General features: G+C 35.8%; 14 protein-coding genes. 4 read left to right on the top strand and 10 right to left on the bottom strand.

What is annotated here, in order from left to right; all coding sequences use genetic code 11:
• Positions 1 to 412: 412 nt before the first annotated feature.
• The 5 genes from BXY58_RS00005 to BXY58_RS00025 all read right to left on the bottom strand — a co-directional run bounded on the left by BXY58_RS00005 (position 413) and on the right by BXY58_RS00025 (position 4,998).
• Positions 413 to 1,159, bottom strand: a complete 747-nt coding sequence (locus BXY58_RS00005) for a DUF3575 domain-containing protein (RefSeq protein ID WP_120211763.1) — start codon at positions 1,157 to 1,159, stop codon at positions 413 to 415.
• Positions 1,160 to 1,220: 61 nt separating this feature from the next.
• Positions 1,221 to 1,661, bottom strand: a complete 441-nt coding sequence (locus BXY58_RS00010) for a heme-binding domain-containing protein (protein WP_308659096.1) — start codon at positions 1,659 to 1,661, stop codon at positions 1,221 to 1,223.
• Positions 1,658 to 3,310: an Ig-like domain-containing domain gene (locus BXY58_RS00015; RefSeq protein ID WP_120211765.1), complete on the bottom strand. Its 1,653-nt coding sequence runs from the start codon at positions 3,308 to 3,310 to the stop codon at positions 1,658 to 1,660. Before BXY58_RS00015 ends, BXY58_RS00010 begins: the two co-directional genes overlap by 4 nt.
• A gap of 137 nt (positions 3,311 to 3,447) precedes the next feature.
• Positions 3,448 to 4,608 carry a GlmU family protein gene (locus BXY58_RS00020; RefSeq protein WP_120211766.1) on the bottom strand — a complete coding sequence of 387 codons (1,161 nt, stop codon included), beginning with the start codon at positions 4,606 to 4,608 and terminating at the stop codon, positions 3,448 to 3,450.
• A 138-nt stretch (positions 4,609 to 4,746) separates the two neighbouring features.
• Positions 4,747 to 4,998, bottom strand: a complete 252-nt coding sequence (locus BXY58_RS00025) for a type B 50S ribosomal protein L31 (protein ID WP_120211767.1) — start codon at positions 4,996 to 4,998, stop codon at positions 4,747 to 4,749.
• A 305-nt stretch (positions 4,999 to 5,303) separates the two neighbouring features.
• Here BXY58_RS00025 and BXY58_RS00035 point away from each other — a divergent pair, with 305 nt between their 5' ends.
• The 4 genes from BXY58_RS00035 (at position 5,304) to BXY58_RS00055 (ending at position 8,564) form a co-directional block, all read left to right on the top strand.
• Positions 5,304 to 6,062 (top strand): hypothetical protein, encoded by a 759-nt coding sequence (locus BXY58_RS00035; RefSeq protein WP_120211769.1) that lies wholly within the window; start codon positions 5,304 to 5,306, stop codon positions 6,060 to 6,062.
• Between the two features lie 653 nt (positions 6,063 to 6,715).
• Positions 6,716 to 7,438, top strand: coding sequence for a sensor histidine kinase (locus BXY58_RS00045; protein ID WP_229728364.1), 723 nt, complete (start codon positions 6,716 to 6,718; stop codon positions 7,436 to 7,438).
• A gap of 6 nt (positions 7,439 to 7,444) precedes the next feature.
• Entirely contained in the window at positions 7,445 to 8,125 is a 681-nt protein-coding gene (locus BXY58_RS00050; RefSeq protein WP_120212496.1) for a response regulator transcription factor, read from the top strand.
• 100 nt (positions 8,126 to 8,225) lie between these two features.
• Entirely contained in the window at positions 8,226 to 8,564 is a 339-nt protein-coding gene (locus BXY58_RS00055) for a hypothetical protein (RefSeq protein ID WP_120211771.1), read from the top strand.
• 268 nt (positions 8,565 to 8,832) lie between these two features.
• Here BXY58_RS00055 and BXY58_RS00060 read toward each other — a convergent pair whose 3' ends face one another.
• From BXY58_RS00060 to BXY58_RS00080, 5 genes are all read right to left on the bottom strand, one after another.
• Positions 8,833 to 9,588, bottom strand: a complete 756-nt coding sequence (locus BXY58_RS00060; protein ID WP_120211772.1) for an enoyl-CoA hydratase/isomerase family protein — start codon at positions 9,586 to 9,588, stop codon at positions 8,833 to 8,835.
• Positions 9,589 to 9,862: 274 nt separating this feature from the next.
• Complete coding sequence (gene paaZ / locus BXY58_RS00065; protein WP_120211773.1) at positions 9,863 to 11,908, bottom strand: phenylacetic acid degradation bifunctional protein PaaZ; 2,046 nt, start codon at positions 11,906 to 11,908, stop codon at positions 9,863 to 9,865.
• Between the two features lie 86 nt (positions 11,909 to 11,994).
• The gene (pcaF, locus tag BXY58_RS00070) at positions 11,995 to 13,200 is read right to left on the bottom strand and encodes a 3-oxoadipyl-CoA thiolase (RefSeq protein WP_120211774.1); all 1,206 of its coding nucleotides are present in this window, start codon (positions 13,198 to 13,200) and stop codon (positions 11,995 to 11,997) included.
• A gap of 132 nt (positions 13,201 to 13,332) precedes the next feature.
• On the bottom strand, positions 13,333 to 13,710 hold the full coding sequence (locus BXY58_RS00075; RefSeq protein WP_120211775.1) for a GxxExxY protein: 378 nt from the start codon (positions 13,708 to 13,710) through the stop codon (positions 13,333 to 13,335).
• A gap of 88 nt (positions 13,711 to 13,798) precedes the next feature.
• A complete protein-coding gene (locus tag BXY58_RS00080) occupies positions 13,799 to 14,959 on the bottom strand; it encodes a 3-hydroxyacyl-CoA dehydrogenase NAD-binding domain-containing protein (protein WP_120211776.1) in 1,161 nt (386 codons plus the stop codon).
• Positions 14,960 to 14,973: the final 14 nt, after the last annotated feature.

The following is a 14,973-nucleotide window of genomic DNA, read 5'->3' on the forward strand; positions in this document are numbered from 1 at the left end:
TTTTTATTCCAGCAAATATTTTTCAAGTTTTTTTTAATCGTTTTCTTAAACTCTTAAATTTAAACCCTTTCTCTATTCTACCGACCTTCTGCGCTGCTCATCACTTCTGATTTGCGGTTGCAAAGGTAAGACTATTTATCGATCCCACAAATTATATCCCGAAAAATTAAACATCTATTTGATAACTACCCTGACACTCAACCCTATTAATTTTCCAATTAATCCTGAAACAGTGCAAATGGATTAGTGATAACGACTGAAAGTTTCTTTTATTGTAACAACAGACAAGTGTCGATTTTTATAGCAATCCCACTCAATCAAATCTTATTCTTAACTCAGATTTTTTATTTAATAACATATAAAAAAGCAATCCCATAAGGAATTGCTTTTATAATATTTTGTACTAATACTATTAAAATCTATAGCCAAAAGAAATTCCTGATCTAACCCCAAGCCATTTGGAATCTAAATCGATTACAGCTCCATTCGAATTGGTCGTTACTTTATAATCAAACAAACTGATATCCAAATCCTCTATGTCCTGCTTTAACTGATCCTGTTCGTATGCTGTTAATGGCCTGCCGGATCTACCTGTAATTGTGCCTGTAGCTCCACCGTAATGGCCGCCGATAAACCAAACATCTAAAACCCAGTTATCTTTTCTTCCTAACAACCACTGCGCCCCAATCATCAAACCAACATTATTGGAATTGGTTTTCCCGGTAAATGCAATTGGGATCTTTTCGCCCAAATGTTCGGGATCTTCAGATCTGTAATTATAGGTTAAATTATCTATATTAAAATGAGAGTATCTATAGTAGGGCGCTAAATAAAAACCGTGACCGTAACCGCGGCCAAGATAAATCCTAGGCTCAAGTGTAAAATTACTGCCTCCCATTTTTATATTGTTGATATCCTCGTCTTTGATGTATTCATCTACCAAAGGTACTTGTCCAGTTGGAATGAATCCGTAAGAAACCTGCACACCAAACCTTTTGGTAATCGTTCGCTCATAAGCAAACTGAAAATTGCGAAAAGCAATGGAGGTCAGATTAACTTTTATAAGGTTTCTTTTCTTATCCGGATCATCAATATCATTCTGTTGAGATTTTACAACAAATGAACAAATTAATGCCATTGCAATTAATAGCTTATTCATAACTTCTAGTTTTTGCCAAATATATAAAATATTTGCATTATTAATAAAAATTACATCGAAGCTACTTTGATTCTAAACTCGAAAAATAGTTTTCCAAATCCGTTCTTTGTTTTGAGGTAAGATTTGCTGAAGGATGATAACCAATATAAGAAGGTAGTGGCATTTGAAGATTACGAACTGAACTTATCGTTTTTTTGATAGCGTTTTCCTTAAGTTCTTTATTATAAATACCCCATTCAGAAAAGTTGAGATGCTCACGACCTTCATTAATATGATCTTTTATCATCCAGGAAATTGGAGCAACGTAAGCGTAATTAGGATATATCGTTTCGTTGGAGTGGCAATCATAGCAAGCATTCTTAAGAATGACTTTGATATGTTGCGGCGTTTTGTAGATGTCAACAAAGTTATTTATACTATCGATAGGTTTGTTTTCCCTATCAACAGGAATGAACTGTATTGCCACAAAAACTACGGCGATCCAAAATATTATTTTTTTCAATTGACAGATTGCTCTTCTTTAGTAATATCCCAATTCTCATTAATCTCCCACATTGGACGGACATTGATCTTACTCATTACCTCTTTATCACCTGCTTTTTTAAACAAGTAAGCATCTTCCGGCAAAATATCATTTGTAAAATCTGAGCTATCCCAATAGCCATTATCATTATTATCAACCAACATCCTGAGTCTGTACGTTCCCGGTTTTAGATTAATGAATTTCACAACAGGCTGGTTGGTGTATTGCTGGTAAATCGGTTCGTTTTTTTCATTAAGCAGCTGGAGCCAAAATTTCTGACTCGGTGGATTGATGAGATTAGCGGTAAAACTTCCAAATTCTTCCGGCTTCGCAGCTTCGAAGTCAAAACGAACACTTTCACTCGATTTATTATAAAATGATATCACTGTATTTTTCGGAACCGTTAATTTGTATTTTTTCCCTGAAACAAAATTAGACTTAACAATAACTTGTGTGGAATCCAATTCTGAAATTCTTGCCGTAAAATCCTGTGTAATGCTGTCAGCTTCTAATTTCCAGTTTTCAGGCTGGATTTTATTAATGATATAATTGGACGAAAATCTGAAATCTGTTTCCGGCGCCAATTTGTTAGAAAAAGGATTGGCAATCGTCATATCTTCTTTAGCCGGTTTCTTATAGAATATAGACATTGTATCTTGTTTTGAACCTGTATCGTAAGAGAATTTCAGATTTTCACTGACTGTTGCGCCGATATTTTCTTTCGCCGCATCAAACCAAATTCTTACAGAATCCGATTTGGCTTTGTGCGTCACTTTGTAATCAGCAGGTTTGTCACCAACGGTTTTCACCACTACTTTTTCCGGATTGCCTTCGAAAGTCATCAAAACCCCGCCAGTAGAAACCGACATCTCTTTATACTTAACCATTTTTTGGGAAGGAAAAGTTTTAAGCTTGAGACCAGAGATACTATTTTCAAGATTAATTTCTTCTTTTTGAAATGCTATACTTTCTTTGCCCGTATCATAAATCGAGTTATTGTTCTCATCATCAAAACCAATAATTCTGTATTTTCCCGGGGTCAGATAATTCAATTCAAAATAGCCGTCAGGGTCAGCTTTGGTGATATAATAAGGTTTCTGACGGTAGTTCATTGTGTCTTTTACCTGATAAAGGCCAATCACGAGATTTTTTTCTTTGCCCTCGGAATTTTTATTATCTCCTAAAGCATCCGTAATCGTTCCGCTGATATACAAATCATCAATCTTTTCCCCGGTCGAAAAAGCAAAATTGAAATAAGGCAGAGCATTACTCTCGTTAAGATCAACCACCGAATTTCCGAAATTAAAATTATAAGTTGTATTAGCCAGAAGGGAATCTTTCCATTCGATCTGCAGGTATTTGTTACCTGTTGACGACGGAATAATCTTGGTATATTTAATTGGTGGAGAAACAATCAGGTTTTTGCTGATATCCTTCAATGTAACATATTCATCAAAATCAATTCTCAGTTTTTTGATATCCCTCGGCACATTGATTCTTGTGGTGTCAATATTAGAACCAATCATTTTTGGTGGAATTGTATCCTTATCTCCTCCCACAGGGGAACCAACTCTGGCACAACTTACCAAAAACAATGCTGCAAAAAGCCAAAGAAGAAACTGCTTCATTATAAGATTTGATTTTAGATTTTATACATTTGAATAAAATCAATTTTACTTAACCGCAAAAATAAGGAAACTTTGAGATAAAACTGTTTTACCGATTATAAAGTAAGTTAAATTAAAAACAAAAAATGAGTTTTAAACTAAAACTCATTATAGATATGCTTCAAAATATCTTTATCGGTCTCGGTAATTGCAATTTTCCTGCGCTCCATTGCTTTTTCTGCGACTTCGTAAGATTTTTCCAGTTTGAATTTTTCATCGCCTTTCATTCCGCCCCAGGAGAAATTATCAATTAAATTTGGAGGAAATCCTGATTTGAAAATATTAGCAGCAACGCCAACAACAGTTCCTGTGTTCAACTGGGTGTTGATGGCCGTTTTGGAATGGTCACCCATTATCAGCCCACAAAACTGCAACCCTGTATCTAGGAATCTTTTCTTCCTGTAATTCCAGAGTTTTACCGATGCATAATTGTTTTTAAGGTTGGATGAATTGGTATCAGCGCCAAGATTACACCATTCTCCAATCACGGAATTCCCCACAAAACCGTCGTGCCCTTTGTTAGAATAACCAAAAATTACAATATTATTGACTTCGCCGCCCACTTTGGAATGCGGTCCAATCGTCGTTCCGCCATAAAGTTTGGTTCCGAGATTGATTTTAGAATCTTCACACAGCGCTAAAGATCCGCGAATATTGGAACCTTCCATAATCTCGGCATTTTTCCCGATGTAGATTTTTCCGGTTTTGCAATTGAGTGTCGAGAATTCTATCGTTGCTCCTTCTTCTATAAAAAGATTTTCTTTTTGTCCAATGAATCCGTTGGTAGAAGATAATTCCTGAGAAGCCCTGCCTTTTGTCAGTAATTTAAAATCAAAATCAATCGCTTTGTCATTATAAGAAAAGATATCGGTAGGCTTCTCAATGAAAAACAATTTCTCGTGGATATCTGTCATTTTATTGATTTGATTCAGAGAGAAATTCTCCATATTGATATTGGCCACCAACACTTCGTTATCATAAACCAAAGCTTCGCCAGGTTGAAGTTCTTTTATTTGTTTCAAAACCTCATCTGACGGGAAGAAATTGGGAACAATGAACAAGCTTTGCTTAGGCTCCGGCTTTTTATATTTGTCCTGAAGGTAATTTTCTGTGATGTAGAAAGCATCATCAATCTCAAGCAGTTTTTTCCATCTTTCTGAGAAAGTCAGGATTCCCATTCGCATTTCTGCAACTGGTCTTGTGAAAGTAAGCGGAAGAAAATCTTCCCAATATTGTGCGTCCGAGAATACTAATTGCATATATGTTGGATGTTAGAAGTGGGAAGCTGGGTGAGACATCTGACATAGGACATCAAGCTTCCAGCATCTGAAGGCAAAAATAATAAAAAAAGCCTCTCGGAACTCCGAAAGGCTTTGTATTTGTAAAATTTGCCAAGATTATTTAGCGAATTTTTTGTATTTGTTCATAAACTTATCAACTCTACCTGCAGTATCAACCAATTTAGTCTTACCCGTGTAAAAAGGGTGAGAAGTTGAAGAGATTTCCATTTTGATCAAAGGATATTCCTGACCTTCGAACTCGATAGTATCTTTAGTTTCAGCAGTAGATTTGCAAAGGAACATTTCTTCGTTGCTCATATCTTTGAAAACTACCAATCTATAATTTTCTGGGTGTATGCCTTGTTTCATTTGGATATACTTTTTTTTAATTATCAAATGGAACCTTACGGTTTCATTTTCAGAAGTTTTAAAATTTGCTATAAATATGAGCGCGGATGTAATGGATCCTAACTCTGGTTTTGAGGATGCAAAAATAGGAATTATTTTTTATTGTGCAAATTTTTTATTTAATAAAAAAGAATTTGTCCTGATTTTTAAATTCATCAACAATTGGCATAATTCACATTTCAAATTTATTAATAATCGCTTATTGATATTGTTTCTTTAAAATTCTTTATATACTTTTATCCCAAACTAAAATTATATAATAACTTATGGCAATCTTAACTCTTGAGGATTACACTACTGCTGTTCAAAGGTGGACAGAAGTCAAGTCCAATTATTCTGAAATACAAAAAGTTCTATCACCGGAACAGGTTTTTATTTTATCCCGCGAACAGATAGAATGGTTTGATAAGCAAAATGAAGAAGAAACCTATTTCCGTGCTGACATTGGTGTCTGGGAAAATAAACTTGTTCTGATCTTAACACCAAGGACAAGCGCCGGCGATGTGAAAAAATTAGACAACTATGAGTTTGCTCCTTTACAATTTCTGGAAACTGATCTTACACTGAAGCAGACCAAAACTTATACTTTAACCAGCACCTACATCTTAACAAAAGACCTCAGCAAAGGCAAAGAAGATTCTGACATCGATTTTCCGATTATGGACAAACCAGTCACAGGGCAGCTAAAAGCCGTGGAAGAAATAGAATCCTGGAAAGAAAATGCGATGGACTATCTACAGAGAGAATCCCTGGAGTTCAAAGGACAAAGAATTTTCCAAAGCTTTTATATCCCTAAAGCAGATCTTCTACACAACAAGGAAAAGATGCACGATGTTGTTTGTGTGTTTGGTCTTAAATTTTCAGAAGTTTACCAGAGATTATTGGCTACAATAATTTTCGTCAGCAATGAGACCGGAGCAAAAATTGGAGCGCCAGGAGGTGTTTATGCTGTACAGCCAGATCCTTCCAATACTTACGACTGGACAAAACCATATCCTCCATATACGACTTCACCAGGAGGATAATTTATGGGAACTCTGTATGATATTTTAGGACATCTGTCTGTTGTCTTATTATTTATAGCACTTATTATTGGGATTGTTAAAATCAGATCCTTCACGAAGAATGAAAAATGGTATATCTATTATATCATTTTCATTGTTTTTATTGAGTCCAACTCCTATGTTTTTCTTCCGTTATTAGGTATCAAAAGCATTATGTTCTTATATCCGGTCTATATTGCAGGGGAGTTTTTTACCGTCACAGGAATATTTATTAAAAAATTAAATCTCAGTAAAAAATATTTTATAGCAACTGCATTATTAAGTTTGTTTTTTCTGACAGCAGATAGAACCCTGGTACATTATCAATATAACAATGATTATTCTAAGGCGATTTCTAATCTAATAATGATTAGTCTAATTGGGTATTCTTTGATTAAAGACATAAAAAATGTAAAAACAAAAAGTCCTTTTCAACTGAACGACAAAATGTTCTTTTTATATTTTACCGTGAGTATTTTTATGTTTTTAATTCAGAACCAACTCATTTTTTTATCAAAGGATCAATTTGCAACAGTTTGGGTAATTAACAATTTGATGGTCTGCATCCTTTACAGCTTATTCATTAAAACATTTTTACAATTAAAGAAATAAAACTGAATATCATTTTTCTGGTTGTGTTGATTATTGTTTTAATCATCATTATATCCTTTATTTTACTCGCTTACAAAAGTTTCATACAAAGAATCATCCAGGAAAAGGATCTGCAGTTTCAGGCAGAGATAGAACATCAGAAAGAACTGGCTTTGGAAAATATAAAAGGACAGGAAGACGAAAGAAAAAGAATCGCCATTTCTGTCCACGATGATATCGGAAACCGGCTGAACATTCTTTCCCTTTGGCTGAATAATTTGGAACCAGAAAACCAGGAAGCTTCCAAAAAAGTAATCACCTCACAAATTACAGAGCTTATAGATTCGACCAGAAATATTTCACATTCGCTCTATCCCGTTAATCTTGAAAAGCTGGGATTAATTCTATATTTGCAGGAGTTGGTAACCAGCCTTTCTCATAACATCAATCTCATCCTTAATATAGATTCGAAATATGAGAAAAAGGACACTTTTACAGAGGTGCAGATCTATAGAGTGATCCAGGAGTTTACAACTAATGTGCTCAAACATTCTGATGCGGATGAAGTGATTATTTATATCCGAAATCATGAAAAATTTCTGACAATTATCCTTTCTGATAACGGACAAGGATTCGATTATCAGAAAGCCAGCAAAGGAATGGGCCTTAAAAATATCGAATCCAGAATTGTTTCTGTGAAAGGCTTCTACAAATGGAAAAACAGGATAGGTTTTGGAAGCCGATTAATTATTAATATTCCTAATTAAATAATGATGAGTGAAAAAATTAAAATTATTTTGGTTGATGATGAGCAATTGATTTTGGAAGGAATTAAAATGCTGCTCTCAGCAAAAGAGAATATCTCGGTAGATTTTATGGCAACCGGAGGCACAGAAATATTGTCTCATCTGGAAAATACAGCACCCGATAATTTCCCGGATATTGCTATGATTGATGTTCAAATGCAGCCAATGGACGGTTTCGAATTGGTAGAGATCCTGAAAAAATGTTATCCAGAGCTTAAGATTATTATTCTCTCGTCTCATTACAAAAGCAGCGTCCTTGGTTATATGGTGAAGCTGGGAGTCTCAGCTTTTTTACCTAAAAACTCCAGCAAGTCTGTTTTCATAGAAGCTATTGAAGCGGTTTACAAAAACGGAATGTATTTTACAAAAGAGGATCATCAGATGCTAAGCACTTATCTGAATTCCCCGGCAAGAAAAAAATCACTTTTCGAAAACGAAGAAACGCTGACCGCGCGTGAAATAGATGTGGTAAAGCTGATCTGTAAAGAAAAAACCAATCAGGAAATTGCCGAGCTCCTTTTCCTGAGTCCAAGAACTGTAGAAAGCCACCGCCAAAGAATCCTTGATAAGATAGGGGCAAGGAATACGGTTGGGATCGTTATTTATGCCGTGATTAATGACATCCATCCTGTTCCAATCAAACTATAACTGCAAATTCAGTATTTCTACTCTAAAATAATCTTCATATTTGTTATTACTTTGACATAAGAAAATGTAAAAATAATTAATCAACATTTACCTTATGTCTATGCCATTAGAAATAATCAATTCTACGGACTACATCATTACAGGTGAGATTTCATATATGACGGTTTTCTGTTCCAATCATTATTTTTTTGTGAAACCTCACACCATTTGGAACTCAGAAAAACGTGGAATTTGCCCGGTTATCGAAGTTTCTGCAACCGTGAGGACACCGAGAGGAACCTTCGTTGCGAAGCCATTTGTTTCCATCGGGACAAGCCATAGTTTGTTCGAAGTGATACAAACCAGGGAAAATGTTTTCAAAGTTGTCCGAATGAGACATGCAAAGAATGAATCTGCAGTTCTGAAAACCTACAATCACACTTTTCTTGAACAAATCTGAAAACCAACCAATCCATACTTTTTTGAGTCTCATCATCCTTGATGAGGCTTTTTTTATCAATAAATGTAATTACGTATAAATACGGAATTTTTAAATTGGTAATTTCTACAGTATCTGGATCATAAAAGTCTTACTAATTTTGATGTAACAAAAGCGAATCACTTGATCAAAAAATTAAGATAAACTAATAATGATGAAAACTTAAGTAAAACTAATAGTGTTAGTTAGTTTAAATTAAAATCGCCACTCAAATTGAATGGCGGTTTTTTTATTTTTTCTTAAATTGATTAATAGCATTCACAGTAAAATCTGAGAGAACAAGATTCCCGCTGATTCCGGCTCGGTCTGCTAAAAGCTCATCCCAATGTTCTGTTCCTTTCCAGAAAATTTCTTTCAGTTGAGACATTGCTTCCGGATTTGAATTTGCTAATTTCTCAGCCAAAATCTGAATTTCTGCATCCATTTCTTCCGGCGTTTCATAAACATCCTGATACATATTTTTCTCTCTTGCCCATTCTGCAGAATAAAATTCGGTTGCATTAATGGCTAACTGTGCAAAGGAAGAAGTCCCGATTTTCTTTTCTACAACTGGCCCAATTACGAAAGGTCCAATTCCTACAGCCAGTTCGCTGAGTTTAACAGAAGCATTTTCGGTCGCAAAAGTATAATCAGCCGCGCAAGCAATTCCAACACCTCCACCAACAGCTTTCCCGTGGATTCTTGCGATAATTAGCTTGGATGATTTTCGCATTGCATTGATGACGTTGGCAAAACCTGAAAAGAATGTTTTCCCCGTTTCAAAATCTTTGATGGAAATCAATTCGTCAAAAGATGCGCCTGCACAGAATGCTTTTTCGCCTCCACTTTTCAGAATAATCACTTTGACCTCATCATTTTTACTAAGGTTATTAATTTCTTCTACTAAATTTCTAAGTTGAGAACTTGGCATTGAGTTGCTTTGAGGATGAAAAAACTCGATGGTTCCGATTCCGTTTTGTATGGTTGATTTTACGTAAGCTTCCATTTTATTAAATTAAATGATTTAGAAATTCAGAGATTAAGCAATTTTTGAATCTCTAATTTATATTATTTATCTGTCGAATTGTTGCAGCTCGACTTATCTCTATTTTTATTTTTCTATTTGAATTGATGAACCACTACGTTAGGTTTGAGCGGAAATCCTTTTTTGCGTATTCTCAAGTTCTTTTTAAACTAAAGGCGTCTGCAAAAAGGTTGACTTCGTCGAACCACTCCGTTAGGTTTGGGGGCGGAAGGCGGATTAAGCTGCCCAAATTATTTTATTCTTGATTCAACTTCTTTACCATTGTCAAAATTGTTGCAATTGCAACGGTTTCTCCGGTTTCATCATACACATCAACTAACCAGCGAACAATTCCTTTAGCAATATCTTCTTCGTCACGTTTTTCCTGATTAATTTTTTCTTTGCAGGTAAATTTCACACCAATCGTCATTCCTGGATAAACAGGCTTTACAAAACGACATTCGTCCAAACCATAATTCAGTAGAACAGGGCCTTTTCTTGCATCAACAAATAATCCTGCCGCTTTACTCAGAATGAAATATCCGTGAGCAACACGTCCTTCGAAGATTGTCCCCTCCAAAGACGTTGCGTCCATATGGGCATAGAAATTATCACCGGACACATTAGCAAAATTGGTGATGTCAGATTCTGTAACCGTATGTTTTGCTGTGATATAAGTTTCGCCGATTTTCAGTTCTTCAAAGTGTTTTCTGAATGGATGAATGTTATCTTCCCATTGTTTTCCACCATATTGATATTGCTGCGTAATATGCGTCAAAGTCGTTGGTGAACCTTGAATTGCCGTACGCTGCATATAATGAAGAACACCACGTTTCCCGCCCATTTCTTCACCACCGCCGGCTCTTCCCGGACCTCCGTGAATCAGCATTGGCAAAGGCGAACCGTGACCTGTACTTTCTTTCGCACAATCGGAATTGAGAATCAAAATTCGACCGTGCATCGATGCGGCTCCGATAACAAAATCTCTTGCAAAATCATCATCCGCTGTCACAACCGAACAACAAAGCGAACCTTTTCCCATTCTCGCCAACTCGATTGCTTCATCTAGATTATTATAAGGAATGATTGTACTTACTGGCCCGAATGCTTCTATGTTATGGCAATCTGTATATTTAAAAGGATCTGAATTAAGGAATAAAATCGGAGAAATAAATGCGCCTTTATTTTTGTCCGCACCTTTCACTTCAAAATTATCGAGATTTCCAAAAACGATTTCCTGAGTTTTGGCTAATTCCTGAACTTTTTCGGAAACTTCTTTCACTTGGTCTTTATTCGCTAAAGCGCCCATTCTTACACCTTCGACATTTGGGTCGCCGATAATTACGGTTGAAAGCCTTTGTCCAAGCGCAATCTGAACATCTTCAACCAAATCTGCAGGAACTAATAATCGTCTGACTGCCGTACATTTTTGTCCGGCTTTAGTTGTCATTTCGCGTGTTGCTTCTTTGATGAATAAATCAAATTCTGCAGTTCCAGGTTTTGCATCCTCCCCTAAAACCATTGCGTTCAAAGAGTCTGCTTCCAGATTAAAAGGAACCGATTCTTCAACAATTTTCGGATGCGCTTTCAGCATTTTTCCCGTAGAAGCCGAACCTGTAAATGTCACAACATCTTCCATTGTCACATTATCCAATATTCCATTAGCTGAACCACAAATCAATTGCAAACTTCCTTCTGGTAAAATTTGAGAAGCAATGATTTCTTTAACCACAACTTCTGTCAGAAAACTTGTCGCTGTTGCCGGTTTTACAATGGCCGGAACACCAGCCAAAAGATTAACCGCAATTTTCTCCAACATTCCCCAAACCGGGAAATTAAAAGCATTGATATGAATCGCAACGCCACGTTTCGGTGTACAAATATGATGACCGATAAAAGTTCCTTCCTTCGAAAGTTTAACTGAATCGCCATCTACATAATAAGGTAAGTCGGGAAATTGTCTTCTCAACGATGCATTCGAAAATAAATTTCCAATGCCGCCTTCGATATCTACCCAGGAATCTGCTTTAGTTGCGCCAGTTGCCCAGCTTACTTTGTAGAAAATATCTTTCTTTTCCATCAGATGAAAAGCGAGTTTTTTCAACATTAATCCTCTTTCCTGGAAAGTCAGTTTTCTAAGTGCTGGACCCCCTACTTTTCTGGCGTAATCCATCATTTCGCCAAAATCCAAGCCTTTGGAAGTCGCCGTTGCTACCAATTCTCCATTGATAGAATTATATAAAGCCTGCCCTTCTCCTTCACCTTTTATCCATCTTCCAAGCGCGTAATTTTCTAGTTGCATAATTTTTATAGAATTTAGAGGTAAGAATTTAGAATTTAGATGAGAATAAATCTAACATCTAATTTCTAGCTTCTAATATCTTGTTATCAAACTTTCTCAATAATTACTGCAAAACCTTGCCCCAAACCAACGCACATTGTTGCCAAAGCATATCTTTTGTTTTGATTTTGTAATTCATACATCGCAGAATTCAGGATTCTTGCGCCACTCATTCCAAGTGGATGACCAAGTGCAATGGCGCCACCGTTTGGATTGATTCTGGAATCGTTGTCATCTAATCCCCAAGCTCTGATGCAGGCCAAACTTTGTGCAGCAAAAGCTTCATTTAATTCGATAATATCGATATCATTGAATCTTAAACCAGCTTTATGCAATGCTAATTCTGCTGCTTTAACCGGACCAATTCCCATAAATTTTGGCTCAACACCAACAACTGCACTCGAAACAATTCTTACTTTTGGCGTTAATCCAAATTCCTTAATCGCATTTTCTGAAGCTAATAAATTAACCGCTGCACCGTCGTTCAATCCGGAAGCATTTCCTGCTGTGACTGTTCCGTCTTTTTTGAATGCTGTTCTTAATTTTGACAAAGCTTCCAAAGTTGTATCGTTCTTAGGAAATTCATCTTTATCAAAAATCAAATCTTCGCCTTTTCTTTGAGGAATATTAACACCAACAATTTCTTGCGACAATCTTCCGTTTTCCTGAGCAGCTTTAGCTTTCTGTTGAGAATTAAAAGCAAATTTATCTTGGTCTTCTCTGGAAATTTGATCTCGCTCGGCCAAGTTTTCCGCTGTTTCTCCCATCGCATCCACGCCGTACATTTCTTTCATTTTAGGATTGATGAATCGCCAGCCGAAAGTCGTATCATAAATTTTAGCATCACCACCAAAAGGGCTTTCTGATTTTGAAATGACTAATGGTCCGCGAGTCATATTTTCAACACCACCGGAAATCATCAAATCAGCATCACCAACCTGAATCGCTCTTGATGCATTAATTGCCGCCGACAAACCCGAGGCGCACAATCTGTTGACCGTTTCGCCGGGAACGTGATAATCCAATCCGGAAAGCAAAGCCGACATTCTTGCGATATTTCGGTTGTCCTCGCCAGCTTGATTAGCGCAACCCAAAACGACATCGTAGATTCTGCTTTGGTCAATGCTAGGATTTCTTTCCAATAATTTTTTGATGACAAAAGCCGCCATATCATCGGGACGAACTGAGGACAAACTTCCTTTCAGTTTTCCAATTGGCGTTCTTACTCCGTCTATAATATATACTTGATTCATAATTTTATCGCAAAGGCGGTTTTTGTTGTTATATATAATAATGCTTAAAGTCGCAAAAAGACTGTCGTCTATTTTTTCATCAAAAGCTTTAAATTTATACTAATTTGAAGTATCGGAAATTAAAAATTGTAATTATAAATTATTTACAATTCGTTTCACACTGTCTTTATAAAAATCAGTTCTGAAATTCATTAACAACCCAAGCTTACATCCTGTCATTTTCAAATATGTAAGAATTTGAGCTTTATGTATATCATTAAGGACATCAACTGTTTTAATTTCTATTATTAATTTATCTTCTATCAATAAATCTACTTTGTAAGCATTCTCTATTTTCAAATCGTCATAGATAATTGGTAAATATTTTTGCCTTTCAACTTTTAATCCGATTTTCTTAATGTCATGAAATAAGCATTCCTCATAAACATTTTCAAACAACCCTGCTCCGAGTTTTTTGTAAATATTAAATCCTAAATCAACAACAATTTTTGCTAATTCATTCTCATTCATCTTATTTGTGTTTTTGTGTTATGTTGTTTAGTTGGAAAATTTGCGACTTAGAAACAGTATCAATGTTTTATATTTTCCGCCTTTGCGTTTATTTTTCATAGAATTTTTTATTTTGTTTTACTAATTTTCTAATGATTGGACTGCATCTGTAACGGTCTTCGTGATAATAATTATAGAAGATATCCAATTCTTTTTCAAGATTTTCTAAACCGAATTCATCTGCCCATTGTAATAATCCTTTTGGATAGTTCGCGCCTTTCGTCATTGACAAATCGATGTCTTCTGCTGAGGCAATTCCAAGGAAATTAGCATCTGCAGCTTCGTTCATCAACATCACTAAGATTCTTTTGAAAATCGATTCTAATAATTCCGGATTTTCATTTGGTTTTGGTTGTTTTTCATTTTCAGAGTAATCATAAAAACCTCTTCCTGATTTCTTTCCAAAAAATCCCGCTTCGAATAATCTTTTTTGTGTGAATGATGGTTTGAATTTCGGGTCGTAAAAGAATTCTTTGAAAACACTTTCTGTCACTCTATAATTGACATCGTGACCAATAAAATCCATCAATTGAAATGGTCCCATTCTGAATCCACCTAAACTGGTCATTGCAAAATCAATAGTCGCACAGTCAGCATTTCCTTCTTCTAAGATTCTTATTGCCTCTCCGTAAAAAGGTCTTGCGACACGATTGACTATAAACCCAGGTGTATCTTTTGCAATAACCGGCAATTTCTTCCAGCTTTCTACTAAGCTTTTCGTTTTTGAAATTAAATCATTATCCGTCTGAACTGCAGGAATAATCTCTACCAAAGCCATCAAAGGCGCCGGATTGAAAAAATGAATTCCAATCACGCGATTTGGTTTTTGACAAGCCGATGCAATGGACGCAATAGATAAAGATGAAGTATTGGTTGCCAAAATGCAATCTTCAGAAACAAGACTTTCTAACTTTTGGAATAACTCTTTTTTGATTTCCAAATCTTCGATGATTGCTTCGATGATTAATTCGGAATCTTTTAATTCCGATAATTTATCACTCAATCGGATATTATCGAAGTAAGTTTCCGCTTCTTCGTAAGCCAGCTTTCCTTTTTCGGCTAATTTCTGAAACTGAGCTTCCAGATTTTGTCCTGCTTTTTCTACGGCAATCGGATTGCTATCGTACAACAAAACCTGATTTCCAGCTGTTGCCAAAACCTGTGCAATCCCACTTCCCATTGCTCCGCTACCGACTATTCCTATTTTCATTTCTTTTTGTAAAA

Origin of the sequence: Epilithonimonas arachidiradicis (assembly GCF_003610695.1) — a bacterium.
Taxonomy (GTDB): Bacteria; Bacteroidota; Bacteroidia; order Flavobacteriales; family Weeksellaceae; genus Epilithonimonas; species Epilithonimonas arachidiradicis.